The 16,620-nt window shown below is 66.6% G+C and carries 19 protein-coding genes, 2 tRNA genes and 1 pseudogene; 12 read left to right on the top strand and 10 right to left on the bottom strand.

The window, feature by feature from the left end; all coding sequences use genetic code 11:
* Positions 1-103: 103 nt before the first annotated feature.
* Positions 104-445, bottom strand: a complete 342-nt coding sequence (locus AC2FAN_RS04300) for a hypothetical protein (RefSeq protein WP_265052641.1) — start codon at positions 443-445, stop codon at positions 104-106.
* Between the two features lie 174 nt (positions 446-619).
* Here AC2FAN_RS04300 and AC2FAN_RS04295 point away from each other — a divergent pair, with 174 nt between their 5' ends.
* Both AC2FAN_RS04295 and AC2FAN_RS04290 read left to right on the top strand, forming a co-directional pair.
* The gene (locus tag AC2FAN_RS04295; RefSeq protein WP_485172826.1) at positions 620-2,533 is read left to right on the top strand and encodes an ABCB family ABC transporter ATP-binding protein/permease; all 1,914 of its coding nucleotides are present in this window, start codon (positions 620-622) and stop codon (positions 2,531-2,533) included.
* A 123-nt stretch (positions 2,534-2,656) separates the two neighbouring features.
* Positions 2,657-3,145, top strand: coding sequence for a hypothetical protein (locus AC2FAN_RS04290; RefSeq protein ID WP_265052643.1), 489 nt, complete (start codon positions 2,657-2,659; stop codon positions 3,143-3,145).
* 24 nt (positions 3,146-3,169) lie between these two features.
* Here the strand turns inward: AC2FAN_RS04290 and AC2FAN_RS04285 are convergent, their stop codons facing one another.
* Positions 3,170-4,159: an SDR family oxidoreductase gene (locus AC2FAN_RS04285; RefSeq protein ID WP_485172825.1), complete on the bottom strand. Its 990-nt coding sequence runs from the start codon at positions 4,157-4,159 to the stop codon at positions 3,170-3,172.
* 188 nt (positions 4,160-4,347) lie between these two features.
* Between AC2FAN_RS04285 and AC2FAN_RS04280 the strand changes: the two genes are divergently transcribed.
* Together AC2FAN_RS04280 and AC2FAN_RS04275 are read left to right on the top strand one after the other, a co-directional pair.
* Positions 4,348-5,091 carry a phosphatidylserine decarboxylase gene (locus AC2FAN_RS04280; RefSeq protein WP_265052645.1) on the top strand — a complete coding sequence of 248 codons (744 nt, stop codon included), beginning with the start codon at positions 4,348-4,350 and terminating at the stop codon, positions 5,089-5,091.
* A 79-nt stretch (positions 5,092-5,170) separates the two neighbouring features.
* A complete protein-coding gene (locus AC2FAN_RS04275) occupies positions 5,171-6,016 on the top strand; it encodes a CDP-alcohol phosphatidyltransferase family protein (RefSeq protein WP_485172824.1) in 846 nt (281 codons plus the stop codon).
* 36 nt (positions 6,017-6,052) lie between these two features.
* Here AC2FAN_RS04275 and AC2FAN_RS04270 read toward each other — a convergent pair whose 3' ends face one another.
* Positions 6,053-6,436: a hypothetical protein gene (locus AC2FAN_RS04270; RefSeq protein WP_265052647.1), complete on the bottom strand. Its 384-nt coding sequence runs from the start codon at positions 6,434-6,436 to the stop codon at positions 6,053-6,055.
* 300 nt (positions 6,437-6,736) lie between these two features.
* On the opposite strand from AC2FAN_RS04270, the gene AC2FAN_RS04265 reads away from it, so the two are divergent.
* The 5 genes from AC2FAN_RS04265 to AC2FAN_RS04245 all read left to right on the top strand — a co-directional run bounded on the left by AC2FAN_RS04265 (position 6,737) and on the right by AC2FAN_RS04245 (position 9,076).
* The gene (locus AC2FAN_RS04265; protein ID WP_265055056.1) at positions 6,737-7,345 is read left to right on the top strand and encodes a Maf-like protein; all 609 of its coding nucleotides are present in this window, start codon (positions 6,737-6,739) and stop codon (positions 7,343-7,345) included.
* A 94-nt stretch (positions 7,346-7,439) separates the two neighbouring features.
* Positions 7,440-8,261 (top strand): SDR family NAD(P)-dependent oxidoreductase, encoded by an 822-nt coding sequence (locus AC2FAN_RS04260; protein ID WP_265052648.1) that lies wholly within the window; start codon positions 7,440-7,442, stop codon positions 8,259-8,261.
* Positions 8,254-8,457 carry a DNA gyrase inhibitor YacG gene (gene yacG / locus AC2FAN_RS04255; RefSeq protein WP_485172823.1) on the top strand — a complete coding sequence of 68 codons (204 nt, stop codon included), beginning with the start codon at positions 8,254-8,256 and terminating at the stop codon, positions 8,455-8,457. Before AC2FAN_RS04260 ends, yacG begins: the two co-directional genes overlap by 8 nt.
* Before the next feature lie 55 nt (positions 8,458-8,512).
* Positions 8,513-8,779 carry a hypothetical protein gene (locus AC2FAN_RS04250; RefSeq protein WP_265052650.1) on the top strand — a complete coding sequence of 89 codons (267 nt, stop codon included), beginning with the start codon at positions 8,513-8,515 and terminating at the stop codon, positions 8,777-8,779.
* A 12-nt stretch (positions 8,780-8,791) separates the two neighbouring features.
* The gene (locus tag AC2FAN_RS04245; protein WP_485172822.1) at positions 8,792-9,076 is read left to right on the top strand and encodes a hypothetical protein; all 285 of its coding nucleotides are present in this window, start codon (positions 8,792-8,794) and stop codon (positions 9,074-9,076) included.
* 609 nt (positions 9,077-9,685) lie between these two features.
* Here AC2FAN_RS04245 and AC2FAN_RS04240 read toward each other — a convergent pair.
* From AC2FAN_RS04240 to AC2FAN_RS04230, 3 genes are all read right to left on the bottom strand, one after another.
* Positions 9,686-9,761: transfer RNA gene (locus tag AC2FAN_RS04240), tRNA-Phe, on the bottom strand.
* 154 nt (positions 9,762-9,915) lie between these two features.
* Positions 9,916-10,416, bottom strand: coding sequence for a hypothetical protein (locus tag AC2FAN_RS04235; RefSeq protein ID WP_485172821.1), 501 nt, complete (start codon positions 10,414-10,416; stop codon positions 9,916-9,918).
* Entirely contained in the window at positions 10,416-10,613 is a 198-nt protein-coding gene (locus AC2FAN_RS04230) for a hypothetical protein (RefSeq protein ID WP_485172820.1), read from the bottom strand. Before AC2FAN_RS04230 ends, AC2FAN_RS04235 begins: the two co-directional genes overlap by 1 nt.
* A 251-nt stretch (positions 10,614-10,864) precedes the next feature.
* Between AC2FAN_RS04230 and AC2FAN_RS04225 the strand changes: the two genes are divergently transcribed.
* The 3 genes from AC2FAN_RS04225 to selD are packed head-to-tail and all read left to right on the top strand — an operon-like array spanning position 10,865 to position 13,608.
* The gene (locus tag AC2FAN_RS04225; RefSeq protein WP_485172819.1) at positions 10,865-11,350 is read left to right on the top strand and encodes a TlpA disulfide reductase family protein; all 486 of its coding nucleotides are present in this window, start codon (positions 10,865-10,867) and stop codon (positions 11,348-11,350) included.
* A 31-nt stretch (positions 11,351-11,381) separates the two neighbouring features.
* A complete protein-coding gene (locus AC2FAN_RS04220) occupies positions 11,382-12,476 on the top strand; it encodes a transglutaminase-like domain-containing protein (RefSeq protein WP_485173053.1) in 1,095 nt (364 codons plus the stop codon).
* A gap of 55 nt (positions 12,477-12,531) precedes the next feature.
* Positions 12,532-13,608 carry a selenide, water dikinase SelD gene (selD, locus tag AC2FAN_RS04215; RefSeq protein ID WP_485172818.1) on the top strand — a complete coding sequence of 359 codons (1,077 nt, stop codon included), beginning with the start codon at positions 12,532-12,534 and terminating at the stop codon, positions 13,606-13,608.
* A 140-nt stretch (positions 13,609-13,748) separates the two neighbouring features.
* Here the strand turns inward: selD and AC2FAN_RS04210 are convergent, their stop codons facing one another.
* From AC2FAN_RS04210 to selB, 4 genes and pseudogenes are all read right to left on the bottom strand, one after another.
* Positions 13,749-14,129 carry a hypothetical protein gene (locus AC2FAN_RS04210; protein ID WP_485172817.1) on the bottom strand — a complete coding sequence of 127 codons (381 nt, stop codon included), beginning with the start codon at positions 14,127-14,129 and terminating at the stop codon, positions 13,749-13,751.
* Entirely contained in the window at positions 14,116-14,583 is a 468-nt protein-coding gene (locus tag AC2FAN_RS04205; RefSeq protein WP_485172816.1) for a hypothetical protein, read from the bottom strand. Before AC2FAN_RS04205 ends, AC2FAN_RS04210 begins: the two co-directional genes overlap by 14 nt.
* A gap of 15 nt (positions 14,584-14,598) precedes the next feature.
* Positions 14,599-14,694 (bottom strand) — tRNA-Sec (locus AC2FAN_RS04200).
* Positions 14,695-14,799: 105 nt separating this feature from the next.
* Positions 14,800-16,617: pseudogene (gene selB / locus AC2FAN_RS04195) on the bottom strand (selenocysteine-specific translation elongation factor); the annotation flags it as partial.
* Between the last annotated feature and the right edge of the window lie 3 nt (positions 16,618-16,620).

The raw sequence follows: 16,620 nt of genomic DNA, 5'->3' as shown, positions 1-16,620 counted from the left end.
GGGCTTGCCCCGGGCATCTCTTGCGGAAGAAGGCTCCTACCTCTTCGTCCCGTCACTCTCGGGTCTGCGCTTCGCTCCGCCCGAGAATGACGCGCTCGTCGCCTCACTCCGTCAGGCGGATGACGCGGTCCCGGCACAGATCCATGTCGGCGTCGCTGGCAGCCTCGTCGTCGAATTTCCCCTGCACCGTATAGGCACAGCCCTGCGGCTTGTTGAGCTTGAGCGCGACGCTCTTGCCGGGCGCCAGCGGCTTGGCGAGCTTGGCGACGAGACGGGGTTGCTCGCCGGCGGTGGCGATCTCGAAACTCGTCAGCGGCACGGTGCGCTGATTGGTGATGGTGACCTGCGCATGCGGCTTGCCGGCCTGCGCGGCGGCGGGCAGCGTGGCCAGAACGAGAGCGGCGGCGGCGCCGAGCCCCATGGCGATAAGATGCTGATCTCTCATGGTTGTTTCTGTCCCCGGTCGTGAGCGTCCTTGCGCTCTGAGCCGGATCAGACACCGGGCTTTCGGCGAGAGCAAGGCGGCTTTCGGGCAAGGGCGCGCAGATGGCACCGCGTTCCCCCATGCATTGGCGTCCGATTGCGCCTATATGAGCGCACCAACTGGAATCGTTTGAAAATGTCCCTGCCGTCAGCGCCGCCTCCGGCGCCGAGCTTCTCCCGTTCCGCGATCCTCCAACCGGGTTCCGGCTTCTTCGCCACCTTCCGCGCGCTCTGGCCCTATCTCTGGCCGGCGGAACGCGCCGATCTGCGCGGTCGCGTCGTTGCCGCCTTCGCCCTGATGGTGGCGGGCCGCCTGGTGCTGATGGGGGTGCCGTTCAGCTTCAAATGGGTAACCGACGCCCTGGCCGGCACCTATTCGAATCTGGAGAGCTGGCTGCCCTGGCTGGTCGGCGCGCCGCTGGCGCTGACGGTCCTCTACGGCCTCGCCCGCGTCGGCTCGGCCGCCTTCGTGCAACTGCGCGACGCCATCTTTGCGCCCGTGTTCATGCATGCGGTGCGGACGCTCGCGCTGCAGACCTTCGGCCATCTCCACCATCTCTCGCTGCGCTTCCACTTGGAGCGCAAGACCGGCGGCCTGACCCGCGTGCTGGAGCGCGGCCGCAACGGCATCGAGGAGATGGTGCGCCTCGGCCTCAACCAGCTCGTGCCGGTGATCATCGAGGTCGTGCTGATCATCGCCGTGCTGCTTTATCTATTCGACTGGCGCTACGTCGTCGTTCTGGTCACGATGGTCACGGCCTACATGACCTACACCATCAAGGCGACCGAATGGCGCATCGCCATCCGCTCGGCGATGAACGAGTCGGACACGGACGCGAACGCCAAGGCGATCGACTCGCTGCTCAACTACGAGACCGTGAAGTATTTCGGCGCGGAAGCCCGCGAGACCGCGCGCTACGATCAGTCGATGGCGCGCTACGAGCGCAACTCGATCAAGTCCTACACCTCGCTTGCCTGGCTGAATTTCGGCCAGGCCGCGATCTTCGCCGTGGGGCTGACGCTCTCGATGGTGATGGCGGTGCGCGGCTTCCAGGCCGGCACGAACACGGTCGGCGATCTCATCCTGATCAACTCGATGCTGATTCAGCTCTACCTGCCGCTGAATTTCATGGGCACCGTCTATCGCGAGATCAAGCAGGCGACGCTCGACATCGCCCAGATGTTCTCGCTGATCGGCCGCGACCCCGAGATCCAGGACAAGCCCGGCGCGTTGCCCCTGGATGTACGGGCCGGAGAGGTCGCGTTCGAGGATGTCCACTTCGCCTATGTACCGGAGCGGCCGATCCTGCGCGGCGTCTCGTTCAAGGTCCTGCCGGGGCAGACGGTCGCCATCGTCGGCCCGTCCGGCGCCGGCAAGTCGACGATCTCGCGGCTGCTGTTCCGGTTCTACGAGCCTCAGGAGGGCCGCATCCTGATTGACGGCCAGCCGATCGTGGATATTCAGCAGGTCAGCCTGCGCGCCGCCATCGGCATGGTCCCGCAGGATACGGTGCTGTTCAACGACACCATCGAATACAACATCCTCTACGGTCGCCCCGAGGCGACGATGGAAGAGGTCGCGGAAGCTGCGCGGCTCGCCCAGATCGACCGCTTCATCCGTCTGTTGCCGGAAGGCTACGCCACCTCGGTCGGCGAGCGCGGCCTGAAGCTTTCGGGCGGCGAGAAGCAGCGCGTCGCCATCGCCCGCACCATCCTGAAGGGCCCGCCGGTCCTCGTCCTCGACGAGGCGACCTCGGCGCTGGATTCCTTCACCGAGAAGGAGATCCAGGACGCGCTCGACCGCGTCAGCGAAGGCCGCACCACGCTCGTCATCGCGCACCGGCTCTCCACGGTGGTCAATGCCGACGAGATCATCGTGCTCGACAAGGGCATCATCGTCGAGCGCGGCAACCATCGCGACCTGCTCGCGGCGGACGGCGTCTATGCGGCCATGTGGAACCGCCAGCGTGAGGTCGACGAGGCCAAGGCCACGCTCCAGCGTGCCAACGAGGCCGAGGGCGAAAGCGTCAGGGTGAGCCTGACGTCCTGAGCATCACAGCGGCTGCGTTCGAAAGCGGCGCGGCGGCCTCCCGGCTAGTTTAAAACCTCTCGCAACTTCATCGCCTTTCCTGCATGCTCCGCCGGCAGACCAAGCCATCGGGGGAAGGCGACTGTGTTCGATCCGACGACATTTGTAGGTTTTCATACCTGGCTCAGCCTGATCGCCATCGTCGCCGGATTCCCGGTCGCGGCCGGGCTGTTGCAGGGGCATACGCGGCCGGGCTGGACCGGCGTGTTCCTGTCCACCGCCTTCGCGACCAGCGCGACCGGTTTCGGCTTTCCGTTCAACGGCATCCTGCCGTCCCACATCGTCGGCGCGATCTCGCTCGTGCTCGTCGCGATCGCCGGCTTCGCGCTGTATGGGCGCAGGCTGGAAGGGCCCTGGCGCCGGACCTACGCGATCACGGCGATGCTGACCTTCTACCTGCTGGTCTTCGTGCTGGTGGCGCAGATGTTCGCCAAGATTCCTGCGCTGCGGGCGCTGGCGCCGACCCAGTCCGAGCCGCCCTTCGCCATCGCCGAGAGCTTCGTGCTGTTCGTGTTCGGCTTCGTCACCTGGAAGGCGGCCGTGCGGTTTGTCCAGATGCCGAGGCTCGCCTAGCGCGAACCACGGCTGTCCGGCAGTTCAGTACCCGCCGATGATCGGCAGCACCTCGCCGGTGATGTAGCTGGAGCACTGGCGCGAGGCGAGGAAGACATAGGCCGGAGCGATCTCCTCCGGCTGGGCCGGCCGCTTCATCGGGACCTTGGCGCCGAACTGGGCGACGTCCTCGGCCGTCTTGTCCGAGGGGTTGAGCGGGCTCCATACCGGCCCGGGCGCCACCGCATTGACCCTGATGCCACGCGCTACCAGATGCGCCGCAAGCGAACGCGTGAAGGCATGGATGCCGCCCTTTGTCGTGGCGTAGTCGATCAGGTCCTTGCTGCCGTCGAGCCCGGTGACGGAACCCGTGTTCACGATCGCGCCGCCATGCGGCAGGTGCTCCACCGCGGCCTTGGCCATGTGGAAGTAGCCATAGAGATTGGTCTTCAGCGTCGTGTCGAAATGCTCTTCCGTGAGATCTTCGAAATTGGCGGCATGAACCTGGAAAGCCGCGTTGTTGACGAGGATGTCGAGCTTGCCCAATCGCTTGACCACCTCCTTGGTCGCCTTTCGGCAGAAGGCGGGATCACGTACGTCGCCCTTGATCGCGATCGCCTTGCGCCCCTCTGAAACGATAGCTTCGACCGTCGCGGCGGCATCCAGCGTCTCGTCGAGATGCAGGATCGCGACATCCGCACCCTCGCGCGCGAACAGCACGGCGACAGCGCGCCCGATACCCGAGTCGCCACCGGTGATGAGCGCGACCTGGCCTTCGAGCTTGCCCGAGCCCTTGTAGAACGGGGCGTCGTACATCGGCGCCGGGTCGAGCTGCGCTTCGCTGCCCGGCTTGGCCTGATGCTGTTTCCTGAACGGCGGAACGGGATAGGCGCGGGCGCCGGCCTGCATCGCCTCGGTCTTTTGCTTCGGCCGCGCGCGTTCGGCCTGCGCGACCTGCTTCTGGATTCGCCGCTGTTGCTGGACGGCTGCTGCAACCCGTTTGGTCGTCCCGGTTTTGGCCGTTGCCTTCGCCATGGCTCGCTCCTGTCTGGATGGCTTTCCCTGGCTGGTGAACGGGTGCGGGCTGGGACGGTTCCGGCTTTTGCGCCTTTTGAACGGTGCATCTGTCGCGATGTCGCAGTTTCCGGGCTTTCCCTGAGGGCCGGAACGCCCTAAATCAGCGCAACGCCGCGGCCGGCACCGCCGCTGCGGCAATGCCATTGATGTGCGCCCGGCGCGCCGACAGCCTAACGGAAACCCGCCTCATGTCCCTCGTCGATTCCGTCCGCAAGGTGATCGTGCCCATCCACAAGGAGGGCTATGTCTTCATCGCCATCGGGCTGGTCGCGACCATCGTGCTCGCCAATCTCTGGTCGCCCTTCGGCTGGATCGGCGCGATCATAACGGTCTGGATCTGCTATTTCTTCCGCGACCCCGTCCGGGTCACGCCCCAGCGCGAAGGTCTCGTGATCTCCCCGGCCGATGGCCGGATCAGCCAGATCGCCTCGGCCCTGCCGCCGCCGGAGCTCGAATTGCCGGCCGAGCCGATGACCCGCGTCTCGATCTTCATGAATGTCTTCGACTGCCATGTGAACCGCGCGCCGGTTCCGGGCCGTATCGCCAAGATCGCCTATACGCCGGGCCTGTTCCTCAATGCCGAGCTCGACAAGGCGAGTGACGACAACGAGCGCAACGCGCTGGCGATCGAGACCTCCTCAGGCATCGTCGGCGTCGTGCAGATCGCCGGCCTGATCGCTCGCCGCATCGTCCCGTTCGTCAAGCAGGGCGACACGCTTGCGACCGGCGAGCGCTTCGGCCTCATCCGCTTCGGCTCGCGCGTCGACGTCTATCTGCCGGCGCATGTCGTGCCGCTGGTCGGCGAAGGCCAGACCGCGATCGCAGGTGAGACGGTGCTGGCCGACATGAGCGGCAACGAGCCGGTCGCGCGCAGCTTCCGCGATATCTGAGAGGCAGGGTGGGGACGGCGTGCCCCATCGCTTTGCCCCGCGCTAGCGCCCGCTCGCGAAACCGCGTATTTCGGCTCGCATGAGCGATCTGTTTCCCCCCTTCGAACCCGAGCGCGTCGAGTCCAGGCGCGCCCGCTTCAAGCCGATCCCGTTCCGGCTGCTGGCGCCGAATGTCGTCACGCTGCTGGCGCTCTGCCTCGGGCTCACGGCGATGCGCCTCGTGGTCGAAGGCAAGCTCGAGACCGCGACGATCTGCATCCTGATCGCTGCGGCCCTGGACGGCGTCGACGGCCGTCTGGCGCGCATGCTCAAGGGCACCTCGCGCTTCGGCGCCGAGCTCGATTCGCTCTCCGATTTCGTCAATTTCGGCGTCGCCACCGGCTATGTGCTGTGGATCTTCGTCCTGCACGATCTGAAGTCGTTCGGCTGGATCATCGTGCTGACGCTCGCCTGCGCCATGGCGCTCAGGCTCGCGCGCTTCAACGTCATGATCGACGACCCGGACCGGCCGGACTGGCAGAAGAACTTCTTCGTCGGGATGCCGGCGCCCGCGGGTGCGATCACGGCGATGCTGCCGGTCTATCTGCAGGCGATCGGCGTGCCGGTTCAGGACTATGGCGCGCCCTTCGTCGGCATCTACATCCTGTTCATCGCCTTCCTGACGATCTCGCGCATCCCCTGCTATGCCGGCAAGACGCTGGGCACCCGGGTCCCGCGCGACCGGGTCCTGCCGATCTTCGTGGCCGTGGTGATCGTGGCGGGGCTGCTCTTCGCCTATCCCTTCGAGGTGCTGTCCCTCGTGGTCGTGGCCTATCTCGCACTCATCCCGTTGAGCGTTGCGCGCTATCGCAAGCTCGAGCGCGAGCACAGCCTGCCGGCGCCGGCTGCCGGGGCCGCCGAGCCTGCACCGCAAGATACGGTCTGAAGCGCTTCCGTCGAGAAGTCGCCGCGCCCGATTGGGCTAGCGGCGGCTGCCGCTGAGCCTGGCGGCATTGGCGCGGGTACGTCGTGCGAAGGGTTCGAGCGTGCTGTCTGCAGCCCGGACCGCTGCCGCAGCCATGTCGAACTGACCGGGCGGGTTGAGGGCAAGCCCCCACCAGAAGGCCGTGGCGGCCTGCGTTGCGGCGAGGCTGCTCTCGACCATGGCCGAGAGCTTCTCCATGACGGCGTTCGTCGCCTCGTGCTGGCCGCGGCTGTCGCCGAAGGCGCCCTTCAGCAGGATCGGCATCCGCATGGCGATGGTGATACCGGCTTCCGCCTGCATGGCCATCACACGCGCGGCAAGCACCTGTGCATCCGCTCCAGCCGCGACGGCGGAGCGCGATGGCTTGCGCGAACTCGGCATGGGCGAACTCCGGAAACACAGTCATGAACGGCTTGACGCCGAGGGGGATGGAGTCTGCCGCCCGCAGGCGGGCTTGGCAACCCGTGGTATACCAGTTCTCCCGCCCAGCTTTTATACACCACGCGCAGAACCAGCGATTGCAGAAGCGGCTGACATGCATCTTACGCGTTTCGGTTGCCGATTTATCGCGCCGTCGAAATGTTCTAAGGCTGATGCCGCGCCGGTCGTCTCGGCGTCTGAAATGCGTCGGGAAGCCTTTTGAGCCTGTTCTCCTCTCCCAAACATCCCGGCTGGCGGCCGATGCTGGTGCTCGCCTCGGCTTCGCCGCGCCGTCTCGCCTTGCTCGAGCAAGCGGGACTGAAGCCGGATGCGCTGCTGCCGGCCGATCTCGACGAGACGCCGCACAAGGGCGAGCGGCCTCGCGATCTCGCCCGCCGCCTGGCCCGCGAGAAGGCGGAAGCTGCGCGCGAGGGCGCCAAGGCGCGGGCCGATCTCGAGGGTTGCTACATCGTCGCCGCCGATACGGTGGTCGCCGTCGGCCGGCGCATCCTGCCCAAGGCCGAGATCGTCGACGAAGCTGCCGCCTGCCTGCGCCTGCTCTCGGGCCGGGCGCACCGCGTCTACACCGGCGTGGCGCTGGTGACGCCGTCGGGCGCGATCCGGGATCGGATCGTCGAGACGCGGCTGCGTTTCAAGCGCCTCTCCACCGAGGATATCGAGAACTACCTCGCTTCGGGCGAGTGGCGCGGCAAGGCCGGCGGCTACGCCGTCCAGGGCATCGCCGGCTCCTTCGTGATCAAGCTGGTGGGCTCCTACACCGGCGTCGTCGGCCTGCCGCTCTACGAGACGGTCAATCTGCTCGGCGGCGAGGGCTTCCCGATCCGCTTCGGCTGGATGAACGCAGCCTGATCGCAGGGCAGGGGTTGCCTGTTCGCGATCGACGCCCGATCCTCACGGGGCAAAGCGCCGGGCTGACAAGGCGCGCGACGGAGGATGACACGCAATGACCGGACGTCTGAGAGGCAAGGTCGCGATCGTGGCCGGGGCGGGGTCGATCGGCCCGGGCTGGGGCAATGGCAAGGCGACCGCCACGATCTTCGCCCGCGAGGGCGCGAAGGTGATCTGCGCCGACATCAACCGCGACGCCGCCGAGGAAACCGCCGCCATCATCCAGAATGAAGGCGGGCAGGCTTTTGCCGTCCAGGCCGACGTCACCAGAGCCGATCAGGTGGCCGATCTCGTCGGCCGCGCGCTCGGCCGCTACGGCCGCATCGACATCCTCGACAACAATGTCGGCATCGCCGAGGTCGGTAGCGTCGTCGATCTGCCGGAGGAGGTCTGGGACCGGGTCTTCAAGGTCAACCTCACCGGCGCCTTCCTGGCCATGAAGCACGTCATCCCGGTGATGCAGCGCCAGTTCGAGGAGACGGGCGAGGGCGGCTCGATCATCAACATCTCGTCGATCGCCTCGATCCGCCACACCGGCGTGCCCTATGCCAGCTATTCGGCGACCAAGGCGGCGCTGAACCAGCTGACCCGCACGACCGCGGCGCAATTCGCGCCGCAGATGGTCCGCGTGAACGCGATTCTGCCTGGGCTGATGAAGACCCCGATGGTCGAGCATTCGGCCGGCCTCGCGCAGGCCTATGGCGACGGGGATGTCGAGGCGATGTGGGCGGCGCGCGCGGCGCAGGTGCCGATGGGGCACATGGGCGAGGCCTGGGACGTGGCCAACGCCGCCCTCTTCCTTGCCAGCGACGAAGCGCGCTATGTCACCGGCATCGAGCTCATCGTCGATGGAGGCATCACGCTCAAATATGACTGAAACCGACACGCCTGTGCCGGCTGCGAAGCCTTGTCCGATCTGCGGCAAGCCCGCGCTCGCCCTTTATCGGCCGTTCTGCTCGAAGCGCTGCGCCGACATCGACCTCGGCCGCTGGCTGAAGGGCAGCTATGTGATTCCGGGCGAGCCGGTCGAGGAAGCCGAGGAAACGCCGGCGCCACGCGATAGCGACGACTGAGCGACGGGTGCGATCCCTTGCTGCAAGCCAGACTTCGATTTGCTAGGCTGCGGGAATGACTGATTTTCCTGACATCATTCGTTCGCCCCTGTCGCAGAGCTTCACCGACGATGGCGTGACCGTTCAGGTCGAGATCTACAGGATCGGTGGCACCGATGGCTGGACGCTCGAGCTCGTCGACGAAGACGGCGGCTCGACGGTCTGGCAGGACAGTTTCGCCACGGATGCCGAGGCTTTCGCGGAGTTCACGGACGGCGTCGAGCAGCTCGGCCTGGCGAAGCTGATCGACCCCGATGACGACGACCTCGCGACGGTGCACTGAGCGGCCTCGGGCATGGCCTACACCGATGAGCTCGACGCCGTCGTCGCCCATGAGCAGCGGCTTCGCCGGCAGATCGCGACCCGTATCGCCGAAGAGGCCGGCGCTTCCTCCGAAGGCGGCCCGTCCGAAGAGGCCCTCGCTGCGGCAGGCGCCGCGATCGAGGCCTGGCGCACCGAGGGCGAGGAGCAGCAGGACCTGGCCGCCTTCAGGCCGCTGGGGCCGCTTCAGCAACTGCTGGTGGAGCATCAAGGAATCGTCGAGCGGATCGACGACATGCTCGACAGGCGCTTGGGCTAGGGTTCTGGCGCGACAGACGCCGGACCAGGCCGACGATAGGCCCGCACGGCTTCCGCGGCGATCAGTGGATGACGGGTCGCGGGATCTTTGGATCTCGCCCTGGCGAGCGGCTTTTTCCGAACGGATCGACGCGGCGCCCGTCGCTTTCGGGCAGGCTCGGCCGAGCCGGGTCAGGGTAAGAATTCGACATCGAAACCCTGGTTGCCGCAGTATCCATCCTGTGCTGGTGTCCTCCCACGAACAAGAAATGCAGGGAGGCCCACATGCTGCCGAGCAGTCGTGTCCTCGCAATCTGGACGAGGACGGCAATCGTCGCCGCCATCTTTGCGGCCGTCGTGCTGCCGATGGCCCTGGTGCGATAGTCCACGAGCCTGACGCCGATTTAATCCAGCCGTAACCGCCGAGCGTCCCGGCGCCCTCTAGGAGCGTAATCGCTCGTCTTTGGAATGCGCCAGCCAACATGGCGCTCGAAGGTGAGACTGGCGCCAGCGCCGGCGGAGAGGGGGCACGTCTCTGGGAGAAGGCGTTGCTCCCTCTCCGACAGACCGTTCGGAATACGGGCCGCATCAGCCAAAGAGAGACGGCGATCTAGACGCTTAGGAAAAGAAATGGTGCCCAGGGGCGGAATCGAACCACCGACACTGCGATTTTCAGTCGCATGCTCTACCAACTGAGCTACCTGGGCGCCCCGGGAGCGCGAAGCGCCGTCCGTGTTGGTTGGGGCGATATAGAGGCTGTCGTCAGGGCTGTCCAGTCACTTCAGCCGGCTTTCTACAGTCCGTGTTCGGACGGAGCGGAAACCGGTCGGATTGTGCTGGAAGGACGGGACAGCGGCACGCTCAAACCGGGAGCCAGCTCTCTTCCCGCCATTCGGCATGGTCGATCACCGCCGCCAGGCCATCGACCGCTGCCAGTGCGTCGCGCCGGGCTTGTTCCGATTCGATGATCGCAGCCTGAGCGTACAGGAGTTTGGCGAAGGCGATGACACGATTCACGACCGAGAACGATGCGTCCTGCAGAGCCTGCGTTTCGCGCAAGACCGCATTCAGATGCGCCACATGGCTCTCGGCGCTTTCCTGCAAGGCCTTCGCGGTGAGAACCCCCGCCTTGAGCAAATCCGCGCGCAGGGTCTCGACGTCGCGCGCCAGCAGCTCCTTCACCCGCTCAGCCATGGTGCCCCCCGTTGAGGAGATCGTTATGTCGGCCAGATCGAAAATAGCACCGAAGACAGCGGGGATCAGCGCGAAGCCTGACGTTTGGTTAGCCAGTTCTCTACGAGAGATATCGAGATTGCCTGAAACGCCTCGTGAGACCGGAAGCCGTTCCGGCACGCCGCCCATCAATCCTCGGAATCCTGCGCTATCGGCGTCTCTGCTGGCCGGAAATACTTGCCGTTGATGAGGCGAACGAGCGTTCGGATCAGGGCAGCCACGACGATGACCAGCGGGAGCGCCATGACGGCGTTTCCCTCCAGTGCCAGCCAGATCGCCAGACCGCAGCTCACGGCGATTCCGATGATGAGCAGGAACTTCATCATGGCGAACAATGACCCTGCTTCGAACTGCGGGCAAGGCCACGCGAAAGCAGCCAGATTTCGGTTTCCACACCACAAGCCCCAGGCGCGTAAAACTGCGCCGCAGGGCGCTTGCACCCTGCCAAAGAACCGGTTGACGCCATCGCCAGCGCGGGAAAGGATGGCGTGTGCTTGCCGTCGCAGCTCCCGCGTGTCGGGGCGCTCACCGATGCGGTCTCCAGCGAAGGCGCTTCCTTGCCGGAGCGCTCTCGGTCTTGGCGACATGTCTGGCGGCCACCGACCTCCTCGCCGGTAATCTCACCGCGTGGCCTGCACAGGTCCCGCCGCCGCTTGCGCTCGACCAGCTCGACGGTCCGCTGCGCGATCTCGCCGATTTTCGGAGCCGCCCGGTCATCGTCCATTTCTTCGCGACATGGTGCGCGCCCTGCATCGAGGAGATGGCCTCGCTCGATGCGCTGGCGGCACGCGCCGATGGATCGTTGACGATCCTCGCCGTCAATGTCGGCGAGGTCGACGCGCGTGTGCGCAACTTCTTCCGCGACCGCCCCGTGCGCTTCCCGATCCTGCTTGACCGCGACCGGGCGGTGATGAAGCGCTGGCAAGTGGAAGGGTTGCCGACGAGCTTCGTGCTCGATCGTGAGCAGCGGCCCGCACTGATGACCGCTGAACCGCTCGACTGGACCAGCCCGAAGGTGCTGGCAGCGCTGGGGGCCTTGGCGCTGCGAAGCCAAACGCAATGACCACCAACGACAACAGGGGAGGGAGCCCATGATGATCAGCCGACGCGACATGCTCAGGACCGGTGCCGCCGCGGGGACGGCGCTTCTGCTGCCGCGCGAGGGCTTCGCGCAGGCGGTCCCCTTCGCCCCCAAGCACGGCAAATGGCGCGATTTCGAGGTGGTGACGCGGCTCGATCTCGCAGGGCAGGGGAAGACGCAGGCCTGGATTCCGCTGCCTTCCGTCGCCGAGGCCGAATGGATCAAGCCCGGTCGCAACGATTGGCAGAGCAATGCAGGTTCTGCGGAGGTTGTGCGCGATCCGAAGTACGGCGCTCCGATGCTGCATGTCGTCTTCAAGGAAGGTGAGGCAGCTCCCTCCGTCGAGGTCAGGAGCCGCTTCTCGCTGCGTGATCGCGCGGAGGACTTCGCCGCGGGCCAGAAGGCCGTGCTGAGCCCGGCGGATCGCAAGCTCTATCTGGGGGCGACCGAGCTGATGCCGACCGACGGCATCGTCAAGGAAACTGCCGACAAGGCGAGCGCTGGCAAGGCGAGCGATGTTGAGAAGGCGCGCGCGATCTACCAATGGGTCGTCGAGAACACGTTCCGCGACGCGAAGACGCGCGGTTGCGGCACGGGCGATGTCGCCTCGATGCTGCGCACCGGCAATCTCGGCGGCAAATGCGCCGATCTGAACGCGCTCTATGTCGCGCTGGTGCGCGCAGCCGGCATTCCGGCGCGGGACATCTACGGCATTCGCGTCGCGCCCTCGCAGTTCGGCTACAAGAGCCTGGGCGCCGGCTCGGAGGTCATCACCAAGGCGCGGCATTGCCGCGCCGAGGTCTGGCTCGAAGGCCTTGGCTGGGTCGCTACCGATCCGGCCGATGTCCGCAAGGTCGTGCTTGAGGAGCCGCCCGGCAACAACGCGATCGACAATCCGAAGGTGGTGGCGGCGCGCGGCGTCCTGTTCGGCGCCTGGGAGGGCAACTGGCTCGGCTACAACATGGCGCATGACCTCGAACTGCCGGGCTCGAAGCACAAGGTCGGCTTCCTGATGTATCCGCAGGCGGAGGTAGCGGGCGCCCTGCTCGATTGCCTTGATCCCGACACCTTCAAATACACGATCAAGGCGGCCGAGATCACCGCCTGAAACGCCTCGGCCGGACACGCGCCGTGTCCGGCCGGCTTTGCCCCGGAGACCGATGATGAGTGAAATGATCGAGCGCGAGGCGCCAGAACGGACGGCCGCTCCGAGGCTGACCAGCCTGGCGCATGGCGGCGGCTGCGGCTGCAAGCTGGCGCCTTCCGTGCTGCAGCAGCTTCTGGCCGAGCATCCGGCCGCAGGGCCTTACAAGCAACTGCTCGTCGGCACCGAGACCGGCGACGACGCCGCTGTCTGGCAGGTCGACGACGAGACCTGCGTCGTCGCGACAACCGACTTCTTCATGCCGATGGTCGACGATCCCCATGATTTCGGCCGCATCGCCGCGACCAATGCGATTTCGGACGTCTACGCCATGGGCGGCAAGCCGATCATGGCGCTGGCGATCCTCGGCATGCCGCTCGACAAGCTTCCGATCGAGACGACCCGCGAAATCCTGAAGGGCGGCGCCTTGATCTGCGCCGAGGCCGGCATCCCGGTCGCCGGCGGCCATTCGATCGATGCGCCCGAGCCGATCTACGGCCTCGCCGTGATCGGCTTGGTGAAGCCGCGGAATTTGCGCCGCAACAGCGGAGCCAAGCCCGGCGATGCGCTGATCCTGACCAAGGCGCTCGGCGTCGGCATCTATTCGGCTGCGTTCAAGAAGGAGCAGCTTTCTCCGGCCGCCTATGACGAGATGCTGGCATCGGTGACGCTGCTCAACCGCATCGGTGCCGAACTCGCGAAGGACGACGACGTCCACGCCATCACCGACGTCACCGGTTTCGGCATCCTCGGCCATGGGCTGGAGATGGCGCGCGGCTCGGGCGCGACGCTGAAGCTGAATCTCGCCGATCTGCCGTTCCTGTCGCAGGCCGAGCGATTGGCGCAGGAAGGGCGGGTTACCGGAGCCTCCCACCGCAACTGGGCGAGCTATGGCGAGGGCGTCGCGCTGCCGGCCGAGCTGCCCGACTGGCAACGCCATCTGCTGACCGATCCACAGACCTCGGGCGGGCTGCTGGTCTCCTGCAAGGCGGAGCGGGCGTCGGATCTGCTGGCGCAGGTCAAGAGCGCCGGCTATCCGGCGGCGGGGATCATCGGTTCGGTCGAGGCAGGACCGGGTCGGGTGGTGGTGGTCTGAAAAGCCCCGCCGTCACTCTCGGGCGCCGCTCCCCGGCGACCTGAGAAGCTCTCGTCGGAAGAGGAGCAGGAGCCTCCGTGTCATGAGAGGCTCGGGGCAAGCCCGAGCATGACGCAATTCTCCATGACGGCGGGAACTGCTCAAGCCTCCTGAACCTCCAGGTTCCGCCCCCAGACATCGAAGAAAGCGCCCTTGTTGAGGACCAGCCGGTCCTCGCGCAAGGCGCCCTCGAGCTCGCGCAGCCGGGCGCGGGCGATCTCGTCGGGCACCAGTCCGCCATTGTCGTCGCGCGTCGGGAAGAACGCAGCGCCATCCCAGTTCACGCCCGCGCCCCGCAGCATCATGACGATATCGCCCCAGTCGATCTCGTCGCCGACGATGTGGACGAAGGTCGAGCGCAGCGGTTCGACCCTGGGATCGGCGATCTTCACCAGCACGATCAGCGCGGTGAAAGGCCCCTTGCGAAAGAGCTTCCCGAGCCAGCGGTCGAAGTCGGTCCCGAGCCCTCTAGAAGTCGACACGCGGCGTCTCTGGCATGTAGCGATCGAACAGGGCGTAGAAATCGCTGCCGGTTTCGGTGCGGTACCACTCCTCGAAGCTGCGCAGCGCGTGTTCTGCGTCATCAGCGCGTAGGGCATCCCCATCGGCCATCCCGGCCCGCAAGGCTTCGAGGAAGGGCACAAGCCGGTCCAGCACGCGCTCCTGTGGAGGGCCGATCTCCTCCCAGCCGAGCGATTGCGCCACGATGAAGCGAGCGCGCGCTACCGCTTTTTCGGGGTCTTCGGCATCCGCGATGGCTGCGACCGCGCTGCGGACCAGATTGAGCCGCCGGAAGGCACCGCTGCGGTCATGCGCCAGCGCGGCGATCCGCGTCGCAGCTTCCTTGCGATAGCCGTCCTCGGTGTGCCGCGCCGCTTCCGCGGCACGCTCGAAGCGCGCGATCAGGTCGAGGGCAGGGGCGTCCGCGTCCGTCATTCTGCCTCAGTGAACTGGCGGAAGAGAATGGGAGTCGAACCCACCAGAGACCGTCTGACGGCCCCTCCCGGATTTGAAGTCCGGACGCCCCACCGGGGACGCTTCTCCTCCATCGGGCATCGCCGGCTGCGGCCCGAACAGGTCGAGCCTTTGCCGGTTGATGCGCCTGAGATCGCCGCGACGGATGGTGAGGCCGTGGCGATCGAAGAATTCGAGAATCTGGATAGCGACCTTTCGGCCGTTGTCGAGCTTGTCGCGGAATTGCGCCGCATTGAAGCCGGCGGGATGGTCGCCGGCAAGCCCGGTCGCGATTCCGATCATCTCGGCGAGCGTCGCGCGCAGGAAGAAATGGTCGAGCGCGACTTCGTGGACATCCCCGCGCCGCCCGGCGAGCCGGAACAGCCGGCGGATATCCTCTTCATGGCGGCCCAGCGTCTGGCCGATATCGCGCACACGCGGCGGCCGGAAACGCTCCTCTCCGTCGATCAGCGGTGCGATCCGGGCCCAGAGCACCTCGTCCTCCGGCGAAAGCCGAACCTCGTGGCCGGGCCGGCGCATCCATGAGCCGGCGGCAACGACCGCGCCGTCCTCTGCCAGCCGCGCCAGAACGGTTCGGAAGAGAGGCGCCGGCAGACGCGGAGCGACGGCGAGGCGCAGGCGCTCCAGCCCCATGCCCGGCAGGTCGGGATGCTCGCCATGCCAGGCGTCCAGCCGGTCGACGGTGGCTTGCGCCAGCGCCTGCCAATGCTCCGGCAGCATCGCCAATGCGCCGGTCCTGACGAGGCCGAGGCGCGTGGTCAGCTCATGCACGGCCTCCGCGCCGAGCGCACGGTCGCGCACGAAGCCGTCGAAATCGGCATGATGAGGCGGCACCCGCAGCAGCGCGTTCAGCGCGTCGGTAGGATCGGCAAGGCAGAGCGCGGCCAATTGCGCAACCCGTTCGGGCGCGCGGCGCCGGCGCTCCGGCGCACGCAGATCGAGGAAGCGCCCACCCCCGATCGTGCGCTGGGCGCTGGTGTCGCGCAGCACGAAGCGATCGAGTGCTGCCGCGGCCAGAGGATCGTCAAGGACGAGCTGGGCGAGTGCGGTCGTACCGGGTGCGATCTCGTCGCCGAGAAGCACGAGGCGCGCGCCCACCTCCGTCGCGGCATGATGCAGGCGGACAGGCTGCCACATCGTCAGCGGCTTCGTCTCCGACGCCAGGACAGTCACCTCGGCGTCTATCCGCATCGCCGGCATATGCAGAGGCGGCGCCACGACCATGTCGCCATGCCGGATGGCATCCTTGGTGATACCCGGTCCCGCGAGGTTCAGCGCGCAGCGATCGCCGGCCTGGCCGCGTTCGGCAGGGCGGTTCTGGGCATGGATCGAGCGTATCCGGGCGGGAATTCCGGTCGGCGAGATGATGACGCCGTCGCCGGACGCGACGTTGCCGGAGAGCACCGTGCCGGTCACGACCGTGCCGGTGCCTTGCAAGGTGAAGCAGCGGTCGACGGCGAGGCGGAAGGCGCCGTCGTTGCGCCGGGCCTGGGTTTCGCGCGCATTGGCAGCAAGGAGTGCGGACAGTTCCGGCAAGCCCGCCCCGTTCACCGTCGAGACGGGCAGGATTGGCGCCCCGGCAAAGGGCGTATCGGCCAGCAGGCCAGCGATCTCCGTCTCGACCTCGGCCAGCCTCTCCGCATCGGCCAGATCCGCCTTGGTCAGCGCCACCACGGCCTGTCCGATGCCGAGCAGCCGGGCGATGGCGACATGCTCGCGCGTCTGCGGCATCACCCCATCATCGGCCGCGACGACGAGGAGCAGGAGGTCGATGCCGGAGGCTCCCGCCAGCATCGTATGCACGAACTTCTCATGGCCGGGCACGTCGATGAACCCAATGACGGACCCGTCGGCTTGCGGCCAATAGGCGAAGCCCAGCGCGATGCTGATGCCGCGTGCCTTCTCTTCCTTCAGTCGGTCGGTATCGACGCCGGTCAGCCGCCTGACCAGCGAGGTCTTGCCATGGTCGATATGGCCGGCCGTGCCGATGATCATTGC

Source organism: Allobosea sp. RIT-PG3_2 (genome assembly GCF_057321085.1).
Note: the sequence above shows the minus strand (reverse complement) of the source record. Positions and strands in the feature narration are given on the sequence as shown.

Excerpts from the sequence above, each read along its gene's own strand:
- AC2FAN_RS04300 (WP_265052641.1), bottom strand. The coding sequence starts at position 445 with ATGAGAGATCAGCATCTTATCGCCATGGGGCTCGGCGCCGCCGCCGCT.
- AC2FAN_RS04295 (WP_485172826.1), top strand. The coding sequence starts at position 620 with ATGTCCCTGCCGTCAGCGCCGCCTCCGGCGCCGAGCTTCTCCCGTTCC.
- AC2FAN_RS04285 (WP_485172825.1), bottom strand. The coding sequence starts at position 4,159 with ATGGCGAAGGCAACGGCCAAAACCGGGACGACCAAACGGGTTGCAGCA.
- AC2FAN_RS04280 (WP_265052645.1), top strand. The coding sequence starts at position 4,348 with ATGTGCGCCCGGCGCGCCGACAGCCTAACGGAAACCCGCCTCATGTCC.
- AC2FAN_RS04275 (WP_485172824.1), top strand. The coding sequence starts at position 5,171 with ATGAGCGATCTGTTTCCCCCCTTCGAACCCGAGCGCGTCGAGTCCAGG.
- AC2FAN_RS04270 (WP_265052647.1), bottom strand. The coding sequence starts at position 6,436 with ATGCCGAGTTCGCGCAAGCCATCGCGCTCCGCCGTCGCGGCTGGAGCG.
- AC2FAN_RS04265 (WP_265055056.1), top strand. The coding sequence starts at position 6,737 with ATGCTGGTGCTCGCCTCGGCTTCGCCGCGCCGTCTCGCCTTGCTCGAG.
- AC2FAN_RS04260 (WP_265052648.1), top strand. The coding sequence starts at position 7,440 with ATGACCGGACGTCTGAGAGGCAAGGTCGCGATCGTGGCCGGGGCGGGG.
- yacG (WP_485172823.1), top strand. The coding sequence starts at position 8,254 with ATGACTGAAACCGACACGCCTGTGCCGGCTGCGAAGCCTTGTCCGATC.
- AC2FAN_RS04250 (WP_265052650.1), top strand. The coding sequence starts at position 8,513 with ATGACTGATTTTCCTGACATCATTCGTTCGCCCCTGTCGCAGAGCTTC.
- AC2FAN_RS04245 (WP_485172822.1), top strand. The coding sequence starts at position 8,792 with ATGGCCTACACCGATGAGCTCGACGCCGTCGTCGCCCATGAGCAGCGG.
- AC2FAN_RS04235 (WP_485172821.1), bottom strand. The coding sequence starts at position 10,416 with ATGGGCGGCGTGCCGGAACGGCTTCCGGTCTCACGAGGCGTTTCAGGC.
- AC2FAN_RS04230 (WP_485172820.1), bottom strand. The coding sequence starts at position 10,613 with ATGATGAAGTTCCTGCTCATCATCGGAATCGCCGTGAGCTGCGGTCTG.
- AC2FAN_RS04220 (WP_485173053.1), top strand. The coding sequence starts at position 11,382 with ATGATCAGCCGACGCGACATGCTCAGGACCGGTGCCGCCGCGGGGACG.
- selD (WP_485172818.1), top strand. The coding sequence starts at position 12,532 with ATGAGTGAAATGATCGAGCGCGAGGCGCCAGAACGGACGGCCGCTCCG.
- AC2FAN_RS04205 (WP_485172816.1), bottom strand. The coding sequence starts at position 14,583 with ATGACGGACGCGGACGCCCCTGCCCTCGACCTGATCGCGCGCTTCGAG.